The sequence below is a fragment of the Rhodococcus mengyinensis genome, from assembly GCF_048381435.1.
Classification (GTDB): Bacteria; Actinomycetota; Actinomycetes; order Mycobacteriales; family Mycobacteriaceae; genus Rhodococcus_F; species Rhodococcus_F opacus_D.
Genome location: NZ_JBLWIT010000125.1, coordinates 20,533 through 45,229 on the forward strand (window position 1 = coordinate 20,533; position 24,697 = coordinate 45,229).

At 68.5% G+C, this 24,697-nt stretch carries 25 protein-coding genes; 15 read left to right on the forward strand and 10 right to left on the reverse strand.

Annotation, left to right across the window (positions count from 1 at the left end):
• Positions 1 to 19 precede the first annotated feature (19 nt).
• A complete protein-coding gene (gene glpK, locus ACNJ7E_RS28475; RefSeq protein ID WP_280782711.1) occupies positions 20 to 1,513 on the forward strand; it encodes a glycerol kinase GlpK in 1,494 nt (497 codons plus the stop codon).
• Here glpK and ACNJ7E_RS28480 read toward each other — a convergent pair.
• Both ACNJ7E_RS28480 and ACNJ7E_RS28485 read right to left on the reverse strand, forming a co-directional pair.
• The gene (locus ACNJ7E_RS28480) at positions 1,498 to 2,682 is read right to left on the reverse strand and encodes an aminotransferase-like domain-containing protein (RefSeq protein WP_280782710.1); all 1,185 of its coding nucleotides are present in this window, start codon (positions 2,680 to 2,682) and stop codon (positions 1,498 to 1,500) included. The two genes, glpK and ACNJ7E_RS28480, sit on opposite strands and share 16 nt — an antisense overlap.
• 169 nt (positions 2,683 to 2,851) lie before the next feature.
• On the reverse strand, positions 2,852 to 4,255 hold the full coding sequence (locus tag ACNJ7E_RS28485) for an NAD(P)H-quinone dehydrogenase (protein ID WP_283353417.1): 1,404 nt from the start codon (positions 4,253 to 4,255) through the stop codon (positions 2,852 to 2,854).
• Between the two features lie 116 nt (positions 4,256 to 4,371).
• On the opposite strand from ACNJ7E_RS28485, the gene ACNJ7E_RS28490 reads away from it, so the two are divergent.
• On the forward strand, positions 4,372 to 4,833 hold the full coding sequence (locus ACNJ7E_RS28490; protein WP_005239924.1) for a gamma-glutamylcyclotransferase family protein: 462 nt from the start codon (positions 4,372 to 4,374) through the stop codon (positions 4,831 to 4,833).
• Positions 4,834 to 4,852: 19 nt separating this feature from the next.
• Here ACNJ7E_RS28490 and ACNJ7E_RS28495 read toward each other — a convergent pair whose 3' ends face one another.
• From ACNJ7E_RS28495 to ACNJ7E_RS28505, 3 genes are read right to left on the reverse strand one after another with little or no spacing between them, the layout of a single operon-like run.
• A complete protein-coding gene (locus ACNJ7E_RS28495; protein ID WP_317569253.1) occupies positions 4,853 to 6,004 on the reverse strand; it encodes a M20 family metallopeptidase in 1,152 nt (383 codons plus the stop codon).
• Positions 6,001 to 7,161 carry a M20 family metallopeptidase gene (locus ACNJ7E_RS28500; RefSeq protein WP_011598215.1) on the reverse strand — a complete coding sequence of 387 codons (1,161 nt, stop codon included), beginning with the start codon at positions 7,159 to 7,161 and terminating at the stop codon, positions 6,001 to 6,003. Before ACNJ7E_RS28500 ends, ACNJ7E_RS28495 begins: the two co-directional genes overlap by 4 nt.
• Positions 7,162 to 7,173: 12 nt before the next feature.
• The gene (locus ACNJ7E_RS28505) at positions 7,174 to 7,872 is read right to left on the reverse strand and encodes an enoyl-CoA hydratase/isomerase family protein (protein WP_280782707.1); all 699 of its coding nucleotides are present in this window, start codon (positions 7,870 to 7,872) and stop codon (positions 7,174 to 7,176) included.
• Positions 7,873 to 7,892: 20 nt separating this feature from the next.
• Here ACNJ7E_RS28505 and ACNJ7E_RS28510 point away from each other — a divergent pair, with 20 nt between their 5' ends.
• Both ACNJ7E_RS28510 and ACNJ7E_RS28515 read left to right on the forward strand, forming a co-directional pair.
• Positions 7,893 to 8,675 carry a purine-nucleoside phosphorylase gene (locus tag ACNJ7E_RS28510; protein WP_105420591.1) on the forward strand — a complete coding sequence of 261 codons (783 nt, stop codon included), beginning with the start codon at positions 7,893 to 7,895 and terminating at the stop codon, positions 8,673 to 8,675.
• A complete protein-coding gene (locus tag ACNJ7E_RS28515) occupies positions 8,672 to 10,261 on the forward strand; it encodes a phospho-sugar mutase (RefSeq protein WP_418341568.1) in 1,590 nt (529 codons plus the stop codon). The genes ACNJ7E_RS28510 and ACNJ7E_RS28515 overlap by 4 nt, the downstream gene beginning before the upstream one ends.
• Positions 10,262 to 10,269: 8 nt before the next feature.
• Here ACNJ7E_RS28515 and upp read toward each other — a convergent pair whose 3' ends face one another.
• Complete coding sequence (upp, locus tag ACNJ7E_RS28520) at positions 10,270 to 10,893, reverse strand: uracil phosphoribosyltransferase (RefSeq protein WP_283333037.1); 624 nt, start codon at positions 10,891 to 10,893, stop codon at positions 10,270 to 10,272.
• Between the two features lie 132 nt (positions 10,894 to 11,025).
• On the opposite strand from upp, the gene ACNJ7E_RS28525 reads away from it, so the two are divergent.
• The 5 genes from ACNJ7E_RS28525 to ACNJ7E_RS28545 all read left to right on the forward strand — a co-directional run bounded on the left by ACNJ7E_RS28525 (position 11,026) and on the right by ACNJ7E_RS28545 (position 14,646).
• The gene (locus ACNJ7E_RS28525; RefSeq protein WP_283333036.1) at positions 11,026 to 11,349 is read left to right on the forward strand and encodes a type VII secretion target; all 324 of its coding nucleotides are present in this window, start codon (positions 11,026 to 11,028) and stop codon (positions 11,347 to 11,349) included.
• Between the two features lie 2 nt (positions 11,350 to 11,351).
• Positions 11,352 to 12,542 (forward strand): C40 family peptidase, encoded by a 1,191-nt coding sequence (locus ACNJ7E_RS28530; protein ID WP_418341569.1) that lies wholly within the window; start codon positions 11,352 to 11,354, stop codon positions 12,540 to 12,542.
• Between the two features lie 8 nt (positions 12,543 to 12,550).
• Positions 12,551 to 12,895 (forward strand): hypothetical protein, encoded by a 345-nt coding sequence (locus tag ACNJ7E_RS28535; protein WP_283333034.1) that lies wholly within the window; start codon positions 12,551 to 12,553, stop codon positions 12,893 to 12,895.
• Positions 12,892 to 13,197: a YbaB/EbfC family nucleoid-associated protein gene (locus ACNJ7E_RS28540; protein WP_105420508.1), complete on the forward strand. Its 306-nt coding sequence runs from the start codon at positions 12,892 to 12,894 to the stop codon at positions 13,195 to 13,197. The genes ACNJ7E_RS28535 and ACNJ7E_RS28540 overlap by 4 nt, the downstream gene beginning before the upstream one ends.
• A gap of 204 nt (positions 13,198 to 13,401) precedes the next feature.
• Positions 13,402 to 14,646 carry a primosomal protein gene (locus ACNJ7E_RS28545; protein ID WP_418341570.1) on the forward strand — a complete coding sequence of 415 codons (1,245 nt, stop codon included), beginning with the start codon at positions 13,402 to 13,404 and terminating at the stop codon, positions 14,644 to 14,646.
• Between the two features lie 19 nt (positions 14,647 to 14,665).
• On the opposite strand, the gene ACNJ7E_RS28550 is transcribed toward ACNJ7E_RS28545, so the two are convergent.
• From ACNJ7E_RS28550 to ACNJ7E_RS28560, 3 genes are read right to left on the reverse strand one after another with little or no spacing between them, the layout of a single operon-like run.
• Entirely contained in the window at positions 14,666 to 15,751 is a 1,086-nt protein-coding gene (locus ACNJ7E_RS28550; RefSeq protein WP_280782702.1) for an adenosine deaminase, read from the reverse strand.
• 9 nt (positions 15,752 to 15,760) lie between these two features.
• Positions 15,761 to 17,056, reverse strand: a complete 1,296-nt coding sequence (locus ACNJ7E_RS28555) for a thymidine phosphorylase (RefSeq protein ID WP_283333031.1) — start codon at positions 17,054 to 17,056, stop codon at positions 15,761 to 15,763.
• A complete protein-coding gene (locus tag ACNJ7E_RS28560; protein WP_280782700.1) occupies positions 17,049 to 17,453 on the reverse strand; it encodes a cytidine deaminase in 405 nt (134 codons plus the stop codon). The genes ACNJ7E_RS28555 and ACNJ7E_RS28560 overlap by 8 nt, the downstream gene beginning before the upstream one ends.
• Before the next feature lie 255 nt (positions 17,454 to 17,708).
• On the opposite strand from ACNJ7E_RS28560, the gene sdhC reads away from it, so the two are divergent.
• From sdhC to ACNJ7E_RS28590, 6 genes are all read left to right on the forward strand, one after another.
• Positions 17,709 to 18,113 carry a succinate dehydrogenase, cytochrome b556 subunit gene (gene sdhC / locus ACNJ7E_RS28565; protein WP_005239889.1) on the forward strand — a complete coding sequence of 135 codons (405 nt, stop codon included), beginning with the start codon at positions 17,709 to 17,711 and terminating at the stop codon, positions 18,111 to 18,113.
• 1 nt (position 18,114) lies between these two features.
• A complete protein-coding gene (locus tag ACNJ7E_RS28570; protein WP_005239887.1) occupies positions 18,115 to 18,558 on the forward strand; it encodes a succinate dehydrogenase hydrophobic membrane anchor subunit in 444 nt (147 codons plus the stop codon).
• Positions 18,559 to 18,573: 15 nt separating this feature from the next.
• Positions 18,574 to 20,325 carry a succinate dehydrogenase flavoprotein subunit gene (gene sdhA, locus ACNJ7E_RS28575; RefSeq protein ID WP_005256984.1) on the forward strand — a complete coding sequence of 584 codons (1,752 nt, stop codon included), beginning with the start codon at positions 18,574 to 18,576 and terminating at the stop codon, positions 20,323 to 20,325.
• Positions 20,325 to 21,104 (forward strand): succinate dehydrogenase iron-sulfur subunit, encoded by a 780-nt coding sequence (locus ACNJ7E_RS28580; protein WP_141475391.1) that lies wholly within the window; start codon positions 20,325 to 20,327, stop codon positions 21,102 to 21,104. Before sdhA ends, ACNJ7E_RS28580 begins: the two co-directional genes overlap by 1 nt.
• A gap of 155 nt (positions 21,105 to 21,259) precedes the next feature.
• Complete coding sequence (locus ACNJ7E_RS28585; protein WP_418341571.1) at positions 21,260 to 22,255, forward strand: malate dehydrogenase; 996 nt, start codon at positions 21,260 to 21,262, stop codon at positions 22,253 to 22,255.
• A gap of 118 nt (positions 22,256 to 22,373) precedes the next feature.
• The gene (locus ACNJ7E_RS28590; RefSeq protein WP_418341589.1) at positions 22,374 to 23,654 is read left to right on the forward strand and encodes a D-alanyl-D-alanine carboxypeptidase family protein; all 1,281 of its coding nucleotides are present in this window, start codon (positions 22,374 to 22,376) and stop codon (positions 23,652 to 23,654) included.
• An 18-nt stretch (positions 23,655 to 23,672) separates the two neighbouring features.
• On the opposite strand, the gene yhjD is transcribed toward ACNJ7E_RS28590, so the two are convergent.
• Positions 23,673 to 24,695, reverse strand: a complete 1,023-nt coding sequence (gene yhjD / locus ACNJ7E_RS28595; protein WP_280782698.1) for an inner membrane protein YhjD — start codon at positions 24,693 to 24,695, stop codon at positions 23,673 to 23,675.
• Positions 24,696 to 24,697 lie beyond the last annotated feature (2 nt).

Consider the following 24,697-nt stretch of genomic DNA (forward strand, 5'->3'; position numbering starts at 1 on the left):
CTGCCAGGCTAGTAGCTTCATGCGTGTGATTCAGTACATCGCCGCGATAGACCAGGGCACCACCTCCAGCCGCTGCATGATCTTCGATCACGACGGCGCCGTGGTCAGCGTCGCCCAGAAGGAACACGAGCAGTTCTTTCCGCGCGCAGGCTGGGTGGAGCACGACCCGAAACAGCTGTGGATCAACACCCGCGAAGTGGTGGCGTCCGCGCTCGCGAAGGCCGATCTCACCAAACGCGACATCGCCGCGATCGGCATCACCAATCAGCGGGAGACGGCGGTCGTGTGGGACCGCAACACCGGAGAACCCGTGTACAACGCCATCGTCTGGCAGGACACGCGCACCGACGAACTGTGCACGGAACTCGGCGGCGACGAGGGCCCCGGCCGGTACCAGAAGCGCACCGGGCTGCCGCTGTCCACGTATTTCTCGGGGCCGAAGGTCCGGTGGATTCTGGACAACGTCGACGGCGCCCGAGAGAAGGCGGACGCGGGTGAGCTCTGCTTCGGCACGATCGACAGCTGGATTCTGTGGCACATCACCGAGGGCACCCACGTGACGGATGTCACCAACGCCTCCCGCACCCTTCTGATGAATCTCGAGACCCTCGACTGGGATCCGGAGATCTGCGCCGATTTCGGTATCCCGATGTCGATGCTGCCCGAGATCCGCAGCTCCTCCGAGGTCTACGGCGTCGGACGCCCCCACGGGACGCTGCCCGGTGTGCCGGTGGCCGGAATCCTCGGCGATCAGCAGGCCGCCACGTTCGGTCAGGCCTGCCTGTCGGAGGGCGAAGCGAAGAACACGTACGGAACGGGGAACTTCCTGCTGCTCAACACGGGGACCACTCCCGTGCACAGCAAGCACGGCCTCCTCACCACCGTCTGCTACAAGATCGGTGACGCGCCGGCCGTCTACGCACTCGAGGGATCCGTGGCCGTCACCGGCTCACTGGTGCAGTGGTTGCGCGACAACCTGGGAATCATCGAGTCCGCCAAGGACATCGAAGATCTGGCCAAGTCGGTCGACGACAACGGGGGCGCCTACTTCGTGCCCGCGTTCTCCGGATTGTTCGCCCCGCGCTGGCGGCCCGACGCCCGCGGGGCCATCGTCGGGCTCACCCGGTTTGTGAACAAGGGCCACCTCGCCAGGGCCGCCCTCGAGGCCACCGCATATCAGACCCGCGAGGTGATCGAGGCGATGCGCGCCGATTCGGGCGTCGAACTCGCCTCCCTCAAGGTGGACGGCGGCATGGTCGTCAACGAGACCCTCATGCAGTTCCAGTCCGACATTCTCGCCGTGCCCGTCATCCGTCCCGTCGTCAACGAGACGACGGCGCTGGGCGCCGCGTACGCCGCGGGGCTGGCCGTCGGTTTCTGGGAGAGCGAGGACGACATCCGCGCGAACTGGGCCGTGGACAAGACGTGGGAACCCGCGATGGACGAGGCCGAGTCCACCCGGCTCTACGCCGAGTGGAACAAGGCGGTCGAACGGACCTACGACTGGGCGTGAGCGGTGTACGCGTCGCCGAGTCTCGCCACCGCACCCGCCAGCACGTCCTCCGAGCAGGTCGCGAAGCACAGCCGCACAGCGCTCCGGTGCTCCGCGGCGACGCCGAAAGCCGATCCGGGGACGAAGGCGACGCCGTGGTCCACGGCGGTCTGCAGCAGTGCCGCCGTGTCGAGGTCCGCGTCCGTGAACTCGGTCCAGCAGAACATCCCGCCCGCCGCCGAGGACACGCGGACGCGGTCGCCGAACGTCGAGGTGACGCCGTCCGCGAGCGCCCGGGCCCGGGACCCGTAGCGGGCCCGCAGCGTCTCCAGGTGCAGGTCCAGCCACGGCTCGTCCGACAGCAGTCCGGCGGCAATCTGGTGCGTCAGCGACGACCCGCAGAGGTCCGCGCCCTGCTTGAGCAGCTCGACGGCCTCGCACACCCGCCGGTCGCCGTGCAGCCACCCGACCCGCAGCGCCGGCGCCAGGATCTTCGACGCGCTGGACAGCCGGATCACCCGGTCCGACAACGCCGCGACGGGCGCGGGCGGTGGTCCGTCGAAGAAGAGTTCGCCGTACGGGTCGTCCTCGATCACCCAGAACCCGTAGCGGTCGGCCAGTGCGGCCAGGTGTTCCCGGCGGCCGGGCGTCAGGACGACGCCGCGCGGGTTGTGGAAGTTGCTCACCGTGTGGACCACGGCAGGCCGCAGTCCGTCCTCGAGCATGCCCTGCAGGGCGGCGGTGTCCATCCCGTCGGCGTCGAGTGCGACGGACCGGACGTCGGCTTCGGCGGCCCGGAACACCTGGAGCGCTCCGGTGTAGGCGGGTTCCTCGACGATCACGACGTCGCCGGGATCGAGCAGCACCTGCGCGAGCAGGCTCAGGGCCTGCTGCGAGCCGTGGGTGACGACGACGTCGGCGGCGCCCAGCGGCCGGCCGATCTTGGCACCCTCCCGTGCGGCGAGCACGTCGCGGAGCCGGCGCAGCCCGGTGGTCTCGCCGTACTGGACGGACGCCGGATCCGTGAGCGCGAGTTCGGCTTCCTTCCGGATCCGTTCCCGCGGAATGAATTCGGGGTCGGGAAGCCCGCCTGCGAGGCTGACCACATCAGGCCGGGCGGTGAGGGTGAGAAGGTCACGGATGGCGGAGCTGTGCAGACCATCCATGCGGCGGGCAAGTGATTGCGGCATGTCGACTCCCAGGAGGCACGTCAAAGCAGGGATCAGGTGAGGAACACCCTGTCCGTCCTGGGTCTGCGGGGCGGGAGAGCGCCGAGGCACGGGTCGATGATTTCGAACCGTGCCTCGACTATCTCACCGGAGGAGCCACTATGTGAAATGCGTATCCCACACTTCGGGATCAGTCCAGGTCGTCGTGCCGCATCAGCTGGCGTGCCGCCTCGGTGATCGACCCGGTCAGCGACGGGTACACCGAGAACGTCGCGGCAAGGTCGTTGACGGTGAGGTTGTTCTGCACGGCGATGGCGATGGGCAGGATCAGCTCCGACCCGCTGGGGGCGACCACCACGCCGCCGATGACCACACCGGTGGCCGGACGGCAGAAGATCTTCACGAAGCCGCGGCGCAGACCGGACATCTTGGCGCGCGGGTTGGTGTTGAGCGGGAGCATGACCGTACGGGCAGGCACCTCGCCGTCGTCGATCGCGGCCTGGCTGACGCCCACGGTGGCGATCTCGGGGCGGGTGAACACGGCCGAGGCCACGGTCTTCAGCTTGATCGGGCTCACGCCCTCACCGAGCGCGTGGTACATCGCGATGCGGCCCTGCATGGCGGCGACGGACGCCAGCGGCAGCAGTCCGGTGCAGTCACCCGCGGCGTAGATCCCGGACACCGGCGTCCGCGACACACGGTCCACGCGCAGGTATCCGCCCTTGTCGAGCTCGATGCCGACCTTCTCCAGTCCGAGACCCTGGGTGTTGGGAACCGAACCGACGGTCATCAGCGCGTGGCTGCCCTCGACCGTCCGGCCGTCCGCGAGCACGACGACGATGCCGTCCTCGGTGCGCTTCACGGCATCGGCCCTGGCGTGCTTGACCAGGGTGACGCCGCGTTCCGCGAGGACATCCTCGAGCACGAGGGCGGCGTCGGCGTCCTCACCGGGGAGGACGCGGTCGCGGCTGGACACCAGCGTGACCTTGACGCCCATCTCGGTGTAGGCGGACACGAACTCGGCGCCGGTCACACCGGAACCGACGACGACGAGGTGCGTGGGCAGCTCGTCGAGGTCGTAGAGGTCGCGCCACGTCAGGATGCGCTCGCCGTCCGGCTCCGCCCCGGGGATCACCCGGGGGCTCGCACCGGTGGCGATGAGGACGACGTCCGCGTCGAGTGTCTTCTTCTCGCCGTTCTCGAGCGTGGCACACACCTGGTGGGACGCCATGCCCAGTCGTGGGTCGGTGATCTCGGCGGTGCCCGACAGCAGTTCGACACCCACCGTCTGCAGGCGGGTGCGGATGTCGGAGGACTGCGCCTGCGCAAGGCTCTTCACGCGGGCGTGGATCTGCGGCAAGGCGACCGTGGCCTGCTCGGGATCGAGCGCAATGCCCAGGTCGGTGGCGCGCCGCATGTCGGTGCGCACGCCGGTGGAGGCGATGAAGGTCTTGGACGGCACGCAGTCGAACAGAACGCAGGCGCCGCCCACCCCGTCCGAATCGATCAAGGAGACGGAGGCGCCGTGCTGTGCGGCCACCAGCGCTGCCTCGTATCCGGCAGGCCCGCCACCAATGATCACGATTCGGGTCATCTGTCCTCCAATTCAACTGTCGACCGGGGTCTCCGGCCGGCTTTTTCTGCGATCGCAGCGCGTCGTGTCGTGCACTGCATGCAACAGATTACTAGCCACCGTTTAGGCTTGCCGCCGTGTCGATCTATGCCGCCTACGGGTCCAACATGCATCCCGAGCAGATGTTGCAGCGCTGCCCACACTCGCCGATGGCGGGGACGGGCTGGCTGCACGGCTGGCGACTGACGTTCAGTGGCGGGGACATCGGCTGGGAGGGCGCACTCGCCACCGTGGTCGAGGACCCCGATTCCAAGGTGTTCGTCGTGCTCTACGACGTCCCCGAGGAGGACGAGGTCAGCCTCGACCGATGGGAGGGCTCCGAACTCGGCATCCACCGCAAGATCCGCGTCCGCGTGGACACCGAGGGCGAACCCGTTCTCGCCTGGTTGTACGTGCTCGACGCGTACGAGGGCGGCCTGCCGTCCGCTCGCTACCTCGGGGTGATGGCCGACGCCGCAGAGATCGCCGGGGCCCCCTCCGACTATGTGCGCGACCTGCGCACCCGCAACAGCCGCAACGTCGGACCGGGCACCGAATAGAACCGCCTGGCGCCGCGCCTCAGCCCAGGACGAGGCTCGACAGCACCCGCACCCCGATGCCCAGCGCCCGCTCGTCCAGATCGAACGTGGGCTGGTGGATGTCGAGTTGCTCGCCGACGCCCGACCAGACGCCGAGCCGGGCCATCGCACCGGGAACCTCTTCGAGGTACCAGGAGAAGTCCTCGCCGCCGCCGGACTGCGGCGTGTCGGCGAGGGCGTCCGGGCCGACCGTGCGGATGGCGTCCTCGAACATGCGCGTCGACACCTCGTCGTTGACGACGGGCGGAACGCCGCGGCGGTAGTTGAGCTGGTACCGCACCCCGGTGGGCGCGAGCAGACCGTGGACGATCTCCCGGACCAGTGGCTCGAGCATCTCCCACGTCTCGTGATCGCCGGTCCGCACGGTGCCGGTCATCATGCCGGTCTGCGGAATGGCGTTGGGTGCTCGGCCTGCGCTCACGGCGCCCCACACCATCACGGTGCCCGTGCGCGGGTCGATCCGTCTGCTGAGCATGCCCGGCAACCCGGTCACGACCGTACCCAGCGCGAACACGAGGTCGGTGGTCAGGTGCGGACGCGACGTGTGTCCGCCCGGCGAGTCGAGCACCACCTCGATCGTGTCGGCCGCGGACGTGATCGCACCGAGCCGCACCCCGACCCGCCCGGCCGCGAGCCGCGGATCGCAGTGGAGGGCGAAGATCCGCGACACCCCCTCGAGCCGTCCGGCGGCGACGACCTCGAGCGCACCGCCGGGCATGACCTCCTCGGCGGGCTGGAAGATCAACCGGACACCCACCGGGAGGTCGGGGATCTCGCTGAGCGCCAGACCGGTTCCCAGGAGGATGGTGGTGTGGGCGTCGTGGCCGCACGCGTGCGACACGCCCGGCACCGTCGACGAGTACGTGGCGCCGGTCAGTTCCTGCAACGGGAGGGCGTCGATGTCGGCGCGCAACGCGATGCGGGGACCGTTCGACGGTCCGAGATCACACGTGAGGCCCGTTCCGCCGGGCAGCAGTTCGGGTGACAGACCGGCCGCGGCCAGCCGGGTCGCCACGAATTCCGTCGTCGCGTATTCGTGTCGCGCGAGTTCGGGATTGGCGTGGATGTGTCGACGCCACTGGGAGAGTTCGTCGGTGTGAGCGAGAATCCATTTGTCGACTGCCGCGTTCACCGGCGATCAACTCCTTCCAACAACCGCACCCGCTGTGTGTCGTCCGTTGCCGCGCGAACTGCCGTGCGAGCCAGCGCAATCGCTCCGTCGATCACGGCGCGGTCGGCGGACTCGGTGATGCATGCCGCCGCGAACCGAGGCTGATGCGTCACCGCGCCGTCCGAATCGAGGCCGATGACCGGATGAATTCCGGGCAGGACGTTGGTGACGTTGCCCATGTCGGTGCTGCCCAGCGGACGGACGCCCTCCCACTCGAGCGGCAACGGTGTCCGTCCCATGTCGATGATCTGCTCCCGGTACGTCGCGACCAGCCACGGGTCCGGCGTCAGTTCCGTGTACGTCGGCGACACGGTGCGGATCTCGTGCGTGCACCCGGTGGCGAGGGCGCCCGCCGCGAAACACGCCTCCGCGCGTGTCGTCAGCTCGGACAACGCCCACGCCGTCTCGGCGCGCAGGTAGTACAGCATTTCGGAGCGTGCAGGAACGATGTTGGGCGCGGTGCCGCCGTCGGAGACGATCCCGTGGATCTGCTGCCCCGGCGAGAGGTGTTGGCGCAGCAGGCCGATCCCGACCTGGGCGACGGTCGCGGCGTCGGCGGCGTTGCGCCCGAACTCCGGTGCGGCCGACGCGTGCGCTTCGCGGCCGGTGAACGTGACCGCGATGTCGGCCAGCGCGAGCGACGTCGCTCCGGTGATGTCGATCGGACCCGGATGCACCATCAGGGCGGCCGCGACATCGTCGAAGACGCCCTTCTCGAGCATGGCGATCTTTCCCCCGCCGCTCTCCTCGGCGGGCGTCCCGATGACCCGCACCGTGATCCCCAGCCGGTCGGCGACCGTGGCGAGCGCGACGCCGGCACCGACCGCGGACGCCGCGATGATGTTGTGCCCGCACGCGTGACCGATCTCCGGGAGCGCGTCGTACTCGGCGCAGATACCGATGACGAGGTCGCCGCTGCCGAACGTGGCGTCGAACGCCGTTGGCAGGTCCGCGATGCCCGACCGCACGTCGAACCCGCTGCGTTTGAGCAGTTCGGTGATCTTCGCGACGCTCCGGAACTCCTCGAACGCCAGTTCCGGTTCGCTGTGGATCGAATGGGACAGCGCGATCAGATCGGTCTCGATTGACCTGACCGCCGCCTCGACATCCGCATTCACGTGCTCATTCTCTCACCCGAAGCTGAAGTTGCTCTTGTCCGTCACCGTGGCGAGCGCGGCGAGGGCGTCGTGATGGATTCCGCGCTTGATCCCGGCGAGGTTGGCGCCGCGGGTGGCGGTGAGTGCGGCGGCCCGTGTCACGGCGGCCGCGAGGACGCCGTCGCCGTCCGCGATCTCGTCGACGATGCCCGCGGCGAGCGCGTCGGAGCCGCCGAAGCGGCGGCCCGTCGTCATCGCCTCGACCGCGGTCTGCTTGGGCAGACGGGTGTTCAGGAGCGCCGACATCCCCACGGTGAACGGCATGTTCAGCGACACCTCGGGGAGGCAGTAGAACCCGCGGTCGGCGCGCATCACCCGGAAGTCGTGCGACGTGGCGAGCATCGCGCCGGCACCGAAACTGTGCCCCTGAACGGCGGCGACGGTGGCCATCGGGAACGCGAGGAGGCGGCTGTAGATCGTGTGTACGCGGTCGAGATATTCGGGGAGCTTGTCCGTGTTCGCGAAGATCCACGTGGTGTCCAGGCCGTTCGTGAAGAACTTGCCCGTCGCGGTCGTGACCAGTGCGGCGGGACCCTCGTGGGCTTCCACCTCGTCCAGCGCGGCATGGGTGGCGTCGATCCAGTCCGGATGGAAGCGGTTCTCGTTGTCCGTCTCGCCCTCGTTGCCGAGGTACAGGATGAATACGTCGCCGTCGCGATCGAGATAGGGCATGAGTGGAAGACTATCGCCTCATGGGAACGCCAGACGCCGCGGCCGCCGCGCTCGCCGCGCACACGAACTGCGCCGAACACTCGATCGCCGTCGTCCTCGGATCGGGGTGGAATGCCGCCGCCGACCGGTTCGGCGAATCACTCTGCACCGTCCCGATGGCCGATCTACCGGGATTCACACCGCCGGCCGCCGCGGGTCACGCCGGGACGATCCGTTCCGTGGACGTGGGCGGCACACGGGTCCTCGTCCTCCTCGGCCGCACCCACGCCTACGAGGGCCATCCCCTGTCGTCCGTCGTCCACCCGGTACGCACGGCCATCGCCGCGGGAGCGACGACCGTCATCTTGACGAACGCCGCCGGGGGAATCCGCGAGGACTTCACCGTCGGCCAGCCCGTGCTGATCAGCGATCACCTGAACCTCACGGCCCGGTCACCTCTCGTGGGCGCGGAGTTCGTGGATCTCGTCGACGCGTACGACCCCGAACTGCGGGCCCTCGCCCGCGACATCGACGGGTCGCTGACCGAAGGCGTCTACGCCGGTCTGCCGGGTCCGCACTACGAGACCCCCGCCGAGATCCGCATGCTGCGGACGATCGGTGCGGACCTCGTCGGCATGTCCACCGTCCACGAGACGATCGCGGCGCGGGCGCTGGGCGCCCGCGTCCTCGGGATCTCGATGGTGACGAATCTCGCGGCCGGTATCACCGGCGAGCACCTGAACCACGAGGAGGTCCTCGCCGCGGGCCGGGCGTCCGCCGACCGCATGGGCGGTCTGCTGCGAGAACTGGTGGAACGCTTGTGAGCGATCCGATCGCGGACTGGATCGACGCCGATCCCGACCCCGAAACCCGGGCGGAACTCGCGAATCTCTGCGCCGACGAGCTCGCCGACCGGTTCGCCGCTCCGCTGAGTTTCGGGACCGCGGGTCTGCGCGGGCCGGTGCGGGCAGGCCCGAACGGCATGAATCTCGCCGTGGTGATCCGCACGACGGCAGGGCTGAGCGCGTGGCTGAAAGACCGGTGCCTGGGCGGCTCCACCGTCGTCGTCGGGCGCGACGCGCGGCACGGATCCGAGAAGTTCGCCGTCGCCGCCGCGGAAGTGCTGGCGGCCGCAGGATTCTCGGTCGTCCTCCTCCCCCGCCCGCTCCCCACGCCGGTCGTCGCGTTCGCGGTCCGCCGACTCCGCGCCGCGGCCGGCGTGCAGATCACCGCCTCCCACAACCCCGCCGCCGACAACGGGTACAAGGTCTACCTCGACGGCGGCGCCCAGTTGATCTCGCCGTCCGACCGGGAGATCGAAGCATCGATCACCCGGGTCGGGCCCGCGAACCTCGTGCCGCGCACCCCGGTGACACCGGCGTCCGAGGAACTCCTCGACCTCTACGTCGACCGGGTCGCGTCCCTGCCGACGGGACGGTCGCGGACACTGCGTATCGCGCTTACCGCCATGCACGGCGTCGGCGGCGAGACCGCGGTCACCGCACTGAAATCCGCCGGATTCACCGACGTCCACATCGTCGCCGCACAGTTCGACCCGGACCCGGACTTCCCGACCGTCCAGTTCCCCAATCCCGAGGAGCCGGGGGCCGCGGACGCCGTCCTGGCTCTCGCCGCGGAGGTCGGCGCCGACATCGCGCTGGCCCTCGACCCGGACGCCGACCGGTGCGCGGTCGGCGTGCGCGGGCCGGACGGGTGGCGGATGCTCCGCGGCGACGAGACGGGCGTCCTGCTCGGCGAGCACGTCCTCGCGTCCGCCCCGGCCGATTCGCTCGTCGCGACGACGATCGTCTCGTCCGCCCTCCTCGGAAAGCTTGCCGAGGCCCGCGGCGCCCGCTTTGCCCGCACCCTCACCGGTTTCAAGTGGCTCGTGCGGGCCGGCGAGGGTCTCGTGTACGCGTACGAGGAAGCGATCGGTCACTGCGTCGACCCGGAGTCGGTGCGCGACAAGGACGGTATCTCCGCCGCGGTGGTGGCCGCCGACCTCGCCGCGACGCTGCGGGCAGAGGGGTCGACACTCCGCGACAGGCTGGACGACTACGCGCTCGAATTCGGATTGCACGCCGGAGACCAGGTGTCGCGACGTGTCACCGACCTCGCGGACATCACCGCGATGATGCGACGCCTGCGGTCGGAACTGCCTGCCGAACTGGCCGGCGAACCCGTCGAGGCCACGGATCTGGCGGAACTGCGGGGGCAGTCCCGCACCGACGCGGTCGTACTCGCGGGGTCCATTGTCCGGATGGTCGTGCGTCCCTCGGGTACCGAACCCAAGCTCAAGTGCTACCTGGAGGTCGTTGTCCCGGTGCCCGATCGATCGGCGCTACCCGCAGCCCGCGAGAGGGCCGCGACCCGGTTGAACCTGTTGCGCGAGTTCGCCGAAGCCCTGTAGCCGCGGCGTCAGCGCGGTCCGAACTGACGGTCCCCGGCGTCGCCGAGGCCGGGGACGATGAACGCGTCCTCGTTGAGCCCCTCGTCGACCGCGGCGGTGACGAGTCGCACGGGATGACCCGACGCCGAGAGGGCGGCAACACCTTCGGGCGCCGCGACGACGCACACGGCGGTGACGTCCGTGGCGCCGCGGGCGACGAGCAACTCGATCGTGTGCACCATCGAACCGCCGGTCGCGAGCATCGGGTCGAGAACGTACACCGGGATCCCGAACAGATCCGCGGGGAGCGACTCGAGGTACGGCACCGGCAGATGCGTCTCCTCGTCCCGGGCCATGCCGACGAAACCGACTCGCGCCTGCGGGATCAGGCTGCTGGCCTGCTCGACCATGCCCAGTCCGGCGCGCAGGACGGGAACGAGCAACGGCGGATGGGTGAGCCGCACCCCGTCGGTCGTGGCGATGGGCGTGACCACGTCGAACGTCTCGACCGGAGCCTCGCGCATCGCCTCGTACACCAACATGTGTGTCAGCCGTCGCAAGGCGGCCCGAAATGTGGCATTGTCGCTGCGCGCATCGCGCATCGCTGTCAGGAGGACCGCTGCGAGTGGGTGGTCGACGACGTGCGTGTTCATGTTCGAAGAATAAGGGGGCGCGGGGCGAGATTTCGCAGGAGAGCGATTCTCGGCGTATCGGGGGTGGAACCGATTCGGACTCACCTGCGTCCAATATGGTGACCGGTATCAAATCCGACTGGGGGGATGACGATGAACGACTTGAGGGCGGATACCGCGAGTATCGCCGAGTTCGCGGCCACGGCCGCGACCATGTCAGCGCAGATGCAGGCCGCAGGTCTCGGGGCCGCCGCCGCGGGGCCGCTCCTGCTCGGACCGGTCTTCGGGGTGATCGGCGGCGATTTCGTCGCCGCGTTCGCCACGGCGCACGCCGCGCACCTGGCTTCCATCGAGAAACTGTCCGGCGTGCTCGGCGGGATCAGCGCCACCGCCCTCGCGAACGCCGCCGCGTACGAGGGCACCGAGGCCGCCACCACGGCCGCGCTCGCCGCGAATGCGGTCGGGCTGGAGGCCTGACCGTGAGCCCCATCGATCTCCTCACCCGCCCGATCCTCGATCTGCTCGGGGCGTTCGGCAGCGGCGTCCTTCCCGTCGGCGGACCGGCCGACGCCCTGCGCGCGTCCTCGGTCGCCATCGACGCCGTCCACGACACCGGGCGCACCGGCATCAGCTCCGTCTACGGCGACTGGCAGGGCAGGGGTGGCACGGGTGCGATCGTGAAGACCGAAGAGGCGCAGCGGGCGACGGTCGCGGTCTCCGATCGCGGCAACGACATGGCTGCCGTCGTCGCCGAGGCCTCCGAGATCGTCCGGGCCGGAATGGTCCAACTGGAGGAGATCCTGCAGTCGTTCATCTCCCTCGCGGTCGCGGCCGGACCCGCCCTGCCCACCCCGCCCGGTCAGGCGATGATCATCGCGGCGGCACTCGACCACCTCGGCAGGGCCACCGCGGTGGTCGCGAAGGTGCGGGCCGAACTCGGCGAGCAGACCGGCCGGATGGTCGCCCTCACACCGGCCGAAGACATCCCGGCCGCGCCCGCCGCCACCGCCCCCGCGAGCACGTCCGCGGCGAGCACGGTGCCCGCCTCCGCGGCCCCCGTCGCACCCGCGGGCTCCGACGCGGTGAGCCGCGCGGCCTCCGGGTTCGCGAGTTCCTCCGGCGCGTCACCGATGTCGGGCCTGACCAGCATCGCCGCTCCGGCCGCGCGCTCGTCGGGCGGACGCGGCTCGGGAGGATCCCGCGCGGATTCCCTCACCGGCAGGTCCGGAGATACCGGTCACGGGCCGTCCACCTCGGACTCCGCACGCGACGGCGAGGGCGTGGAGGTGGTCCTGCCCGACGGCAGCACCGCCGTCGCCCCCAACAAGGAGGCGGCGGACGCCGTCCGCAACGCCCTGTCGCAGCAGGGCGTCCCGTATGTCTGGGGCGGGACGTCCCCCGGCGAGGGCCTCGACTGCAGCGGGCTGACGCAGTGGGCGTACGGCGAAGCGGGCGTGGGTCTTCCGCGTCTGGCGCAGGAGCAGAACGTCGGCACCGCGGTCGACCCGGGCGACCTCATGCCCGGCGACCTCGCCGTCTGGGACGGCCACGTGGCCATGGTGATCGGCAACGGCCAGCTCGTCGAGGCCGGTGATCCCGTGCAGGTCGGTCCGATCCGAACCAGCAACAGCGGCATGGGCTTCTACGGCTTCTACCGACCCACGGAATGACAGGAATCATGTTTCCCCCCACCCCACCCCCGGCCGGCACCACGGCCGCAGTGAGCAACCGCTCCGGCACCGTCTCGGTCCGGACCACCGAGCAGGGCCTGCCGCTCGAACTCCGCATCGATCCGCGCGAGCTTCGGTACGGCGGCCAGCGGCTCGCTGACGAGATCCTGACGCTCTGCAGGCGCTCGGCCATGGAGGCCGGGGCGCGGCGACGCGACGAACTCGCCCGCGACGGCATGCCCGCCGAGATCCTCGACCAGCTCGGTCTGCCCACCCGCACCGACGTCGCCGCCGCGCAGGCGATCGAGGACGAGGAAGAACCCACCCCGACGAGCTGGATGCGACCACTGTGAGCGAACACGATATGGATGCGATCGTCGGGCGGGCCACCGAACAGGTGAATCTGCTCGAGGAGGCCCTCGCCGGGCTGCAGGCGATCAAGGCGCGCGCGTCGAGCGAGTCCGATCAGGTCACCGCCGAGGTCGACGGGAACGGCACGCTGACCGGTCTCTGGATGGACGACTCCATCTCGACGCTCGACGCCCGAACACTCGCGACGATGATCACGAGCACCACGCAAGAGGCCGCCCGGCTCGCCACCGAACAACGCACCCGGGTCATGACGACGCTGCAGGACGGGTTCGGGAGGGTGTGACCGTCACATTGCCGATCCGGAACATGCACCCTCCTCGAACGACTCGACGCACAGCGAAAGTCACGGTAGGGCTCCGATACGCACCGGTCGCCCTGTTCGGCCGACTCGGTCGCGGCTGTCGCGGCCCGGCGGCGGCGGGCACCGGAAACGGTCCGCACACAGCCCGGGTATAACTTTGGCCGCGGGGTCGATAGGCTTCGCGCCATGGCTGGAGACATCGTCCCGATCGAACTCGGTCTCACCGACGGCGACCTCGTGACACTGTGGGCACCACGGTGGCGTGAGGGCGACGACGAGTGGGAAGCATTCCTTGGTCACGAGGAAGACCTGTACGGGTTCGAATCAGTGGCAGAACTCGCTGCCTTCATCCGCACGAACACCGACAACGATCTCGTCGAGCACCCCGCCTGGAGTGTGGTGTCCGGGCTGTCCGCCGCCGAACTCGAACCCGACGAGAACTTCTGCTTCGATCTGATCGGGGTGCCGGAGCTGGCGGCGAGTGACCCCGAGGCTCTCGTCGTGAGCGAACTCGAAGACACGCTCAACATGGTGCGCAACATCGGTGAGGTCTGCGAACTGGACGCGGTCACCAAATTCTTCAACGCGAACCCCATCCTCGGCGCGCTGCCCGCAGGCGCCAGCGCATTCGAGGGCCGCGAGGGCGAGGAGCTGTGGGCCCAGATCGGCACCGCCATCGCGAAGGGCTGGGATGACGTCCTCGACGCCGTCGACAACATCGTCGCCACCCCCGAGGTGGATGCCGAGGCGGTAGCCGTCGCCGAGGCCGAACTGGTGGCCGCCGACGAGAACACCGTCGACGTGGACGACGTGGCCGAAGAGGCGGAGGAAGACGAGGAGTTCGTCGCGCTCGATCTCGACACCGAGGACGAGGACGAGGACGACTCGTTCTGGGGTGCGGTGGGTGTCGATCCCGTCAAGATCATCACGTCCGGGGAGACCTACTTCACGCTCCGCTGCTACCTCGACGACGACGCGCTCTTCCTCGGGCGTGACGGCGCGATCTTCGTCTTCACGTCCGAACGCGCGCTGGCCCGCTACCTCGCCGACAACCACGAGCACGCCCTCGCGCAGGTGAGCACGTACGAGGAGATCCGGGTGGCGGCCGTCGACGGCTCGCTCGAGGTCGAGGTCACCGACGAGAACGTGTACGTCCTCCCCGGTCTCGCCGACGACCTGGCCGCCGGTCCGGAGTCCGTCGACGCGGACCAGCTCGACCTTGCCGTCGAATTGTTCACCGATGCAGCCGATTTCGCCGATGACGATTCGGTGGAGACCGCACTCGCGACGTCCGAGCCCCTGGGCTGGTACGTCTCGTTCGTCCTCAACCCGGATCCGACGCGGATGGCGCCCAGCGCACCGTTCGACGCCGAGGCCGAGGCGTGGCGGACGCTCGAGCGGGAGTTCGAGGCCCGCCTGCGGAAGGTCTGAGCGCCCGCCCTCGGGCCGCTCAGCCCACCAGCACGGCGAATCCCGGCTTGATCACCTCGTCGATCAGCTGCAACCGCTGATCGAACGGGATGAAGGCCGATTTCATGGCGTTGATGGTGTAGCGCTCGAGATCCGTCCAGCCGTAACCGAACGTCTCGACGAGGCGGAGCATCTCCTGGCTCATGCTGGTGTCGCTCATCAGCCGGTTGTCGGTGTTGACGGTCACCCGGAACCGCAGCCGGGCGAGCAGGTCGAACGGATGATTCTCGAGCGCGTCCACGGCCCCGGTTTGAACATTGGAACTGGGACACAGTTCCAGGGGAATCCTCTTGTCCCGCACATAGTTCGCGAGCGCGCCCAGCACCGGGACGCCGTCGTCGCCGATCGTGATGTCGTCGGTGATCCGGACCCCGTGGCCGAGGCGGTCCGTGCCACAGAACGCGATGGCCTCGTGGATGGACGGCAGACCGAACGCCTCACCCGCGTGAATGGTGAAATGCGCATTGCTGCCCCGCATGTACTCGAAGGCGTCGAGGTGGCGGCTGGGCGGATTCCCGGCCTCGGCACCGGCGATGTCGAAGCCGACGACGCCGCGGTCCCGGAACCGGATCGCCAGTTCCGCGATCTCCCGGGACCGCGCCGCGTGCCGCATCGCGGTGAGCAGTACGCCGATCCGAATGTTCTGGCCGCGCACCTCCGCCGCCGACTCCCCTGCCTCGAATCCCAGCAGGACCTTTTCCACCACCTCGTCCAGGGTCAGCCCCTCCTCGAGGTGCTGCTCCGGGGCGAACCTGACCTCGGCGTAGACCACTCCGTCGTCGGCGAGGTCCTCGGCGCATTCACGGGCGACGCGTTCGAGCCCGACGGGTGTCTGCATGACCGCGACCGTGTGGGCGAACGTCTCGAGGTATCTCTCGAGCGAACCGCTGTCGGCGGCCTCCCGAAACCACGTGGCCAGCGCGGGCGCGGTGTCGGCGGGCAGCGCGTCGTAGCCGCAGTCGCGGGCGAGTTCGAGAACCGTCTCGGGCCGGAGACCTCCGTCGAGATGGTCGTGCAGCAACACCTTCGGCGCTCGGCGCAGGGCCGACAGATCCAGTGCGGTCATGCGTCGACGTTAGCGTGAGGGATCCTCTATCCGCTCGATGACGAGCGGCGTGGTCACCGACGGCGCGTCGGCCATGACGGTCCAGGCTTCGGAAAGTGCGGCTTTCGCCGCGGCGAACCGTTCGGGCGTGTCGGTGTGCAGCGTGACGAGCGGGGTGCCCACCGACACCGTCTCCCCCGGTTTCGCGTGCAACTCGATGCCCGCACCCGCCTGCACCGGCTCGCCCTGTCGCGCCCGACCGGCGCCGAGCCGCCATGCGGCGAGCCCGACCGCCATGGCGTCGAGACCGCACACCACGCCGTCCGACTCGGAGAGCAGCACCTCGGTGTGCCGGGCCGTCGGCAGCGGCGCGTCGGGGTCGCCGCCCTGGGCGGCGATCATCCTCCGCCAGCGGTCCATGGCGGACCCGTCGCGCAGTTTGTCGGCGGGGTCGACTCCGTCGATTCCGGCCGCCTTCAACATTTCTCGCGCGAGCTCGAGCGTCAGTTCCACGACGTCGGATGGGCCGCCTCCAGCCAGCACCTCCAGCGATTCCCGGACCTCGAGTGCGTTGCCCGCGGTGTGGCCGAGGGGCGCGTCCATCGCCGTGAGCAACGCCATCGTCCGCACTCCGGCGTCGTTCCCGAGGTCGACCATCGTCTGGGCGAGCTCCCGCGCGTCGTCGAGCTTCTTCATGAACGCGCCCGACCCGACCTTGACGTCGAGCACGAGCGCGCCGGTGCCCTCGGCGATCTTCTTGCTCATGATCGAGCTGGCGATCAGGGGGATCGATTCGACCGTCCCGGTGACGTCGCGGAGCGCGTACAACCGCCGGTCCGCCGGCGCCAGGTCTGCGCCGGCGGCGCAGACGACGGCTCCGACGGCGGGGTCGGACAGGATCTCGGCCATCTCGGAGGTGTCGAGGTCGGCGCGCCAGCCAGGGATCGACTCGAGCTTGTCGAGGGTTCCGCCGGTGTGACCGAGCCCGCGTCCCGACAGTTGCGGCACCGCGGCGCCGCATGCCGCGACCAGCGGTGCGAGCGGGAGCGTGATCTTGTCGCCCACACCACCCGTCGAGTGCTTGTCCACGGTGGGGCGGCCGAGGTGGGTGAAGTCGAGGCGTCGACCGGACGAGATCATCGCCGTGGTCCAGCGGCTCACCTCCTCGCGCGTCATCCCGCGGAAGTAGATCGCCATGGCCAGCGCCGACATCTGCTCGTCGGCCACGACCCCCCGGGTGAATGCCTCGACCACCCAGTCGATCTCTGCACCGGACAGTTCCCTGCCGTCGCGCTTGGCGGCGATGATCGACGAAGCGTCATGCATGGCTGATTCTCCCCTTCTCCTCCGGACCGAAAGCGTCCGGCAGCAGCTGTTCCAATGGGCGCACGCCGGCCCGGTGGTCGACGAGCAGTCCGGGGCCGCCGTGCTCGAAGAGAATCTGCCGGCAGCGTCCGCACGGCATGAGTATGTCGCCACTCGCGTCACAGCAGGTGAAGGCGATTAATCGCCCGCCGCCGCCCGCAAATAAGTTACCGACCAGTACGCACTCGGCGCAGAGCCCCAAACCGTATGAGACATTTTCCACATTGCATCCGACGACGATTCGTCCATCGTCCACCAGTGCCGCCGCCCCCACCGCGAACCCGGAGTAGGGCGCATAGGCTTGGCCCATCACCTCATGCGCGTTGGCGCGCAACAGTTTCCAATCGATCTCGACCATGGTTCCCCATCCAATCACGTGGGCTGAATGGATGCAGAGATTCGCCCGGTACGGCCCGATCCGCATTGGAGAGGCAAACCTAACTTCATTTGAAAGGGCCGTACGAACCCCGACTCGAATTAGTTCCCCCGTTTCCGTTGGGTTTAGAGTTCAGAGAAGTCGGTTCAGGATCACGTCGGGTCCCCAGTTGTGGTATGTCCGCAACGCTGCGCAGACTCGACACGTCCACCAATGACGTTGGAGGCACAGCACTCGATGAGTACTACGACTGAAGCCGCTCCGGCCAAGGAGCGCACACGGTCGCTTTACCGGGGCGACCCCGGAATGTGGTCCTGGGTTTTGCACCGGATCACAGGCGTAATGACGTTCTTCTTCCTATTCGTGCACGTGCTGGATACCGCGCTGGTGCGCGTGAATCCCGACACGTACGACAGTGTCATCGAGACCTACAAGAACCCGATCGTCGGGCTCATGGAGCTCGCGCTCGTCGCCGCGGTGCTGTACCACGCACTGAACGGTGTCCGGGTGATGCTGGTGGACTTCTGGTCCAAGGGACCGCAGTACCAGCGCCTGATGCTCTGGGTAATCCTCGCGATCTGGTTCCTGGTGATGATCCCGGGCGCAGGCCGCATCTTCTACAACATGTTTGCGGGGCACTGACATGACGACAGAAGCCAAGAGTCTCGGCAAGACCTACGACCGTCCCGCCAGCCTGGACAACCCGCGCTCTCCGCGCCGGACCTCGAAGAACAACTTCGAGCTGTACGCCTGGCTGTTCATGCGGTTCTCCGGACTCGCACTGATCTTCCTCGTGCTCGGCCACCTCTTCATCATGCTGATGCTCGACGACGGTGTGCACCGCATCAACTTCGCGTTCGTCGCAGGCCGCTGGTCCAGCCCGTTCTGGCAGTTCTGGGACCTCACCATGCTGTGGCTTGCCCAGCTGCACGGCGGAAACGGACTCCGCACGGTCATCGCGGACTACTCCCGCAAGGACTCCACGCGCTTCTGGCTGACCACGATCCTCGTTCTCTCGATGATCCTGATCATGGGCCTCGGCACGTACGTCATCTTCACCTTCGACCCCAATATCTCGGCGAGCTAGGGGAGCACAGACTTCATGCAGGAACACCGTTATGACGTGGTCATCGTCGGCGCCGGCGGCGCCGGCATGCGCGCAGCGATCGAGGCCGGTCCCCGCGCCCGCACCGCGGTACTGACCAAGCTCTACCCCACCCGCAGCCACACCGGCGCGGCCCAGGGCGGCATGTGCGCCGCGCTGGCGAACGTGGAGGAAGACAACTGGGAGTGGCACACCTTCGACACGGTCAAGGGCGGCGACTACCTCGCCGACCAGGACGCCGTCGAGATCATGGCCAAGGAGGCCATCGACGCGGTGCTCGACCTCGAGAAGATGGGTCTGCCGTTCAACCGCACGCCCGAGGGCAAGATCGACCAGCGTCGTTTCGGTGGTCACACCCGCGATCACGGTAAGGCCCCCGTGCGCCGCGCATGTTATGCCGCGGACCGCACCGGTCACATGATCCTGCAGACGCTCTACCAGAACTGCGTCAAGCACGACGTCGAGTTCTTCAACGAGTTCTACGCCCTCGACATCGCGATCACAGAGACGGAGAACGGCCCCGTCGCCACCGGCGTCATCGCCTACGAGCTGGCCACCGGCGAGATCCACGTCTTCCACGCGAAGTCCATCGTGTTCGCCACCGGCGGCTCGGGACGCATGTACAAGACGACGTCCAACGCGCACACCCTCACCGGTGACGGCATGGGCATCATCTTCCGCAAGGGCCTTCCGCTGGAGGACATGGAATTCCACCAGTTCCACCCCACAGGCCTGGCCGGGCTCGGCATCCTCATCTCCGAGGCCGTGCGCGGTGAGGGCGGCATCCTCCGCAACGCCGACGGCGAACGGTTCATGGAGCGCTACGCCCCCACCATCAAGGACCTCGCACCCCGTGACATCGTCGCGCGGTCGATGGTCCTCGAGGTCCTCGAGGGACGCGGCGCGGGACCGAACAAGGATTACGTCTACATCGACGTGACCCACATCCCCGAGGAAGTCCTCGACGAGAAGCTCCCCGACATCATGGAGTTCTCCCGCACCTACCTCGGTGTGGACCCGGTCAAGGAACCGGTGCCGGTGTACCCCACCTGCCACTACGTCATGGGCGGCATCCCCACCCGGATCAACGGTGAGGTCCTGCGCAACAACGACGAGATCGTCCAGGGCCTGTACGCCGCCGGCGAGTGCGCCTGCGTCTCCGTCCACGGCGCGAACCGTCTCGGCACCAATTCGCTGCTCGACATCAACGTCTTCGGACGCCGCGCCGGCATCGCCGCCGCCGAGCACGCCAACAACAGCGAGTTCGTCGACATGCCCGAGGCGCCCGAGAAGATGGTCGACGACTGGATGGCCACCATCCTCTCCGACCACGGTCACGAGCGTGTCGCGGACATCCGCAGCGAGCTGCAGCAGTCGATGGACAACAACGCCTCGGTGTTCCGTACCGAAGAGCGCCTCACCCAGGCGCTCAAGGACGTGCGCGCCCTCAAGGAGCGCTACAACCACATCACGGTGCAGGACAAGGGCAAGCGCTACAACAGCGACCTGCTCGAGGCCGTCGAGCTCGGCTTCCTCCTCGAGATGGCGGAGGTCACCGTCGTCGGCGCGCTGAACCGCAAGGAATCGCGCGGCGGCCACGCCCGTGAGGACTACCCGGACCGCAACGACGCCGAGTACATGAAGCACACGATGGCATACAAGGAGGGCGACGGCCTGCTCTCCGACATCCGTCTCGACTACAAGCCGGTAGTCCAGACCCGTTACGAGCCGATGGAGCGTAAGTACTGATGAGCGCACCTGCAGTCGACAAGAGCGAGAACAAGGCGGATCTCCCTCCCGTTCCCGAGGGCGCCGTCATGGTCACCCTCAAGATCGCGCGGATGAACCCGGAGTCCGGCGAGGGCCAGCACTGGGACAGCTTCCAGGTTCCGGCTCTGCCGACGGACCGCATGCTGAACCTGCTCCTGTACGTGAAGGGCTACCTCGACGGCACCCTCACGTTCCGTCGCAGTTGCGCCCACGGCGTGTGCGGTTCGGACGCGATGCGGATCAACGGCGTCAACCGTCTGGCCTGCAAGCTCCTCATGAAGGACATGCTGCCCAAGGACGGCAAGCCGGTCACGATCACCGTCGAGCCCATCAAGGGCCTGCCGGTGGAGAAGGACCTCGTCGTCGACATGGAGCCCTTCTTCGACGCGTTCCGCGCCGTGAAGCCGTTCCTCATCACCACCGGCAACGAGCCCACCCGTGAGCGCATCCAGTCGCAGCACGACCGGGCACGTTTCGACGACACCACCAAGTGCATCCTGTGTGCCTGCTGCACCACGTCGTGCCCGGTGTACTGGAGCGACGGCAGCTACTTCGGTCCGGCCGCCATCGTCAACGCTCACCGCTTCATCTTCGACAGCCGTGACGAGGGTGCGTCGGAGCGTCTCGACATCCTCAACGACAAGGACGGCGTCTGGCGTTGCCGGACCACGTTCAACTGCACCGACGCGTGCCCCCGTGGCATCCAGGTGACGAAGGCGATCCAGGAAGTCAAGCGCGCGCTGCTGTTCGCACGCTGACCCCAGGTCTGCCGAGCACGTTCCAGGGCGCCCCCGACCGCACCGGTCGGGGGCGCCCTGCGTCGTGTCCGACCTCACTGTCCGAGCGGTCCCACGGTGACATCTCCGCGCTACTGTCGAGAACAGATGCTCCCGACGGACAGTGAGGTTCACCCATGGCGCAGTCGCCCACTCCCGCAGTGGTCACGGTCACCGGAGCGGCAGGCAGCATCGGCTACGCGGCGCTGTTCCGGATCGCCGCGGGCGAGATGCTCGGGCCCGACATCCCGATCCGGCTGCGGCTCTTGGAGATTCCGTCGGCAGTGTCCGCCGCCGAGGGCACCGCGATGGAGCTCGACGACAGCGCCTTCCCTCTGCTCCGCGACATCGAGGTCCACGACGACCCGAAGCGGGGCTTCGACGGCACCGACGTGGCGCTCCTCATCGGATCGCGTCCCCGGTCCAAGGGCATGGAGCGTGGCGACCTCCTGGCCGCGAACGGGCAGATCTTCACCGTGCAGGGTCGCGCGCTCAACCAGGTTGCCGCGGACGGAGTCCGGGTGCTGGTCGTGGGCAACCCGGCGAACACCAACGCGCTGGTCGCCGCGAACAACGCCCCCGACATCCCGGCGGAGCGGTTCACGGCGTTGACCCGGCTCGACCACAACCGCGCGATCGCCCAGTTGGCACGGCACTCGGGCGCCGCGGTGAAGGACATCAGCCGCGTCGCGATCTGGGGCAACCACTCCAGCACCCAGTACCCCGACATCTTCCATGCGCGGGTCGGTGACCGGTCCGGTGCCGAGTTCGCCGCCGACCGCGAATGGCTTACCCGCGACTTCATTCCCACGGTCGCGAACCGTGGCAGCGCGATCATCGAGGCTCGCGGCGCATCCTCCGCGGCCTCCGCCGCCAACGCCGCGATCGATCACGTCCACGACTGGGCGCTCGGCACCCCCGAGGACGAGTGGACGTCCGTGGCGCTGCCCTCCACCGGCGCCTACGGCGTGCCGGAGGGACTGGTGAGCTCGTTCCCGGTTCGCTCGGTCGACGGGTCGTGGCAGATCGTGGACGGGCTGGAGATCGACGACTTCTCGCGGAAGCGGATCGACGCGTCGGTCGCGGAACTCGAATGCGAACGCGACGCCGTCCGGGGCATGGGTTTCATCTGATCCGACGTTCGTCTTCCGGAACGGTCGCGTGGACGTCACGAAATCGTGTCGACACGTGTCCGTTGTCGGAAGTCGACCGGTCGTCGCATACGCTGCCTCTTCGATGATGTGGCGTCGAGTGTGTACCGCGGTCGTGTCCGGAACCCTGCTGGCCGGACTCTCGGTGAGTGCTGCCGGGGCGATTCCGCCCGCGGCGCCCTCCTCCCCCACCTCCACACCGTTCGCCACCCCGAACACCGACAACTGCCCCAACCGGTCGGCCCCCGCGCCTGCGATCGACCTGTCGGAGGTACCCCAGCCGGGTGATCCGACACCGAGCGCCGTATCGGTGCCCGAAGAGCCGGTGGGCGGACCGAAGCTGGTCGAGTGCGGGGTGATCCTTCCCGACGATGCGCCGGCGCTGCCCGCCGACATCGCGGCGTCCGGCTGGGTGGTCGCGGACATCGACACCGGAGACGTGCTCGCGGCGAAGGACCCGCACGGCCGCTACCGGCCCGCGAGCACCATCAAGATACTGCTGGCTCTCGTGGCGCTGGGCGAACTGGATCTCGACAAGACCGTGACCGCCACCGCCGAGGACGCCGCGGTGGAGGGCAGCGCCGTCGGGATCGGCAAGAACGGTCAGTACACGAACCGGCAGCTGATGCAGGGCCTGGTGATGGCCTCGGGGAACGACGCCGCCCACCTCCTCGCCCGGCAACTCGGCGGCGACGCCGCCACGGTCGACAAGATGAACCACCTCGCCGACACCCTCGGCGCGCACGACACGAGGACCGCGACCCCGTCGGGGCTCGACGGCCCCGGCATGAGCAGCTCCCCGTTCGACCTCGCGCTCATCTTCCACACCGCGATGAAGAACCCGACGTTCGCGGAGCTGATCTCCACCGAGACGGTGCAGTTCCCGGGTTTCCCGAAGGATCCGGCGATTCCGGACGATCAGGACCGGCCCCCGTTCGCACTGGCCAACGACAATCAGCTGCTCTACAACTACGACGGCGCACTGGGCGGCAAGACCGGGTTCACCGACGACGCCCGCCACACCTATGTCGGCGGCGCCGATCACGACGGTCGCCGCCTGATGGTGACGTTGATGGGCGCCGAAGCCCAGCCGATCCGGCCGTGGGAGCAGGCGGCACGACTGCTGGATTACGGTTTCGCCCTCGACCGCGACGCCCAGGTGGGATCCCTCGAGGACCTGTATCCGGCCGACACCGGTTCCGCCGCGGTGCTTGCCGCACCGCCGCAACAGGATTCGGCCGCCGCGACGAGTTCCGTCGTCGCGTCGGGTTCCGACCACCCCGACAACACACTCGCCCTGCGGGCAGGTGTCGGGATCGTGGGGGCGGCCGTCGTCCTCATGCTGGTGCTCTGCGCGCGTCGGCTGTCCCGCAGGCGCTGACGAAAACCGGCGCCCGGCTCAGCGCTTGCTGCGGGTCAACAGTCCGGACAGTCCGAGCGCCGCGGCGGCGCCCACACCCACCAGTGCAAGTCCCCCACGCACACCCGGCCCCTCGTGCACCTCGATCCGGGGGTTGATGACGGCCGGATCCGGCGGCGGCACAAAGGCGAGCGCGAGGCTGGCGCGGGTGGTCGCGGCCCACGCCGTCGAGAAGAGCAGCATCCGGCACGTCAGGTAGATGAACACGAGCAGACCGATGATCGGACCGAACGCCACACCGGCGGGACCCGCGGTGACCGCCGAGAGGTAGATGGCACCGACCTGCTTGAAGATCTCGAACACCACGGCCGCGAGCAACGCCGCCTTGAGCGCACTGCGGAACGTGACGGGTTCGCGGGGCAATCGGGCGATCACCCAGGCGAACACCGCCCACGTCGCGAGAAGCGACACCACGGTCGACAGTGCGCGCAACCCGGCGTCGATCCCGGGAACGTCGTCGAGGTTCAGCACCTCGACCACCGTTCGGGCCACGGGACCGCTACTCAGCGCGGAGGATCCGAGAGAGACCACCATCGCCAGACCCAGCCCGAGCAGCGCGGCCGCGTCGCCCAGCTTGGTCCGGACGAATCCCTTGGACTCGCGCTGGCTCTCCCACATCGCCGTCAGCGCGTCGCGCAGGTTCGCCATCCACCCGAGTCCCGCGTACGCGGCACCGAGCAGACCGAGAACACCCACGCTGGCACGGGACGCGATCGCCGAATCGATGACCGTGTTGAGCGTGTCACCCAGACTTCCGGGAACGTTCTTGGTGATGCTGTCCTGCAGCTCCTGCAGCAACTCCGGCTGCCCGGCGAGGACGAAACCGGCGATGGCGAACGCGACCATCAGGATCGGAATCAGTGCGAGCACACTGAAATACGTGATCCCCGCCGCGTAGTAGTCGCCCTTCTGCTGCTGGTACCGCTGTGCGGCCCGCATCAGATGGTCGAACCAGGGGCGCGCTGCCCGCTGCCTGTCGAGAAAACTCGGTTCGTCAGCCACAG

Bases quoted from the DNA above. Each gene is read 5' to 3' on its own strand.
- glpK (WP_280782711.1), top strand. From the start codon at position 20: ATGCGTGTGATTCAGTACATCGCCGCGATAGACCAGGGCACCACCTCC.
- ACNJ7E_RS28480 (WP_280782710.1), bottom strand. From the start codon at position 2,682: ATGCCGCAATCACTTGCCCGCCGCATGGATGGTCTGCACAGCTCCGCC.
- ACNJ7E_RS28485 (WP_283353417.1), bottom strand. From the start codon at position 4,255: ATGACCCGAATCGTGATCATTGGTGGCGGGCCTGCCGGATACGAGGCA.
- ACNJ7E_RS28505 (WP_280782707.1), bottom strand. From the start codon at position 7,872: ATGCCCTATCTCGATCGCGACGGCGACGTATTCATCCTGTACCTCGGC.
- ACNJ7E_RS28510 (WP_105420591.1), top strand. From the start codon at position 7,893: ATGGGAACGCCAGACGCCGCGGCCGCCGCGCTCGCCGCGCACACGAAC.
- upp (WP_283333037.1), bottom strand. From the start codon at position 10,893: ATGAACACGCACGTCGTCGACCACCCACTCGCAGCGGTCCTCCTGACA.
- ACNJ7E_RS28525 (WP_283333036.1), top strand. From the start codon at position 11,026: ATGAACGACTTGAGGGCGGATACCGCGAGTATCGCCGAGTTCGCGGCC.
- ACNJ7E_RS28535 (WP_283333034.1), top strand. From the start codon at position 12,551: ATGTTTCCCCCCACCCCACCCCCGGCCGGCACCACGGCCGCAGTGAGC.
- ACNJ7E_RS28545 (WP_418341570.1), top strand. From the start codon at position 13,402: ATGGCTGGAGACATCGTCCCGATCGAACTCGGTCTCACCGACGGCGAC.
- ACNJ7E_RS28550 (WP_280782702.1), bottom strand. From the start codon at position 15,751: ATGACCGCACTGGATCTGTCGGCCCTGCGCCGAGCGCCGAAGGTGTTG.
- ACNJ7E_RS28555 (WP_283333031.1), bottom strand. From the start codon at position 17,056: ATGCATGACGCTTCGTCGATCATCGCCGCCAAGCGCGACGGCAGGGAA.
- ACNJ7E_RS28560 (WP_280782700.1), bottom strand. From the start codon at position 17,453: ATGGTCGAGATCGATTGGAAACTGTTGCGCGCCAACGCGCATGAGGTG.
- sdhC (WP_005239889.1), top strand. From the start codon at position 17,709: ATGAGTACTACGACTGAAGCCGCTCCGGCCAAGGAGCGCACACGGTCG.
- ACNJ7E_RS28570 (WP_005239887.1), top strand. From the start codon at position 18,115: ATGACGACAGAAGCCAAGAGTCTCGGCAAGACCTACGACCGTCCCGCC.
- sdhA (WP_005256984.1), top strand. From the start codon at position 18,574: ATGCAGGAACACCGTTATGACGTGGTCATCGTCGGCGCCGGCGGCGCC.
- ACNJ7E_RS28580 (WP_141475391.1), top strand. From the start codon at position 20,325: ATGAGCGCACCTGCAGTCGACAAGAGCGAGAACAAGGCGGATCTCCCT.
- ACNJ7E_RS28585 (WP_418341571.1), top strand. From the start codon at position 21,260: ATGGCGCAGTCGCCCACTCCCGCAGTGGTCACGGTCACCGGAGCGGCA.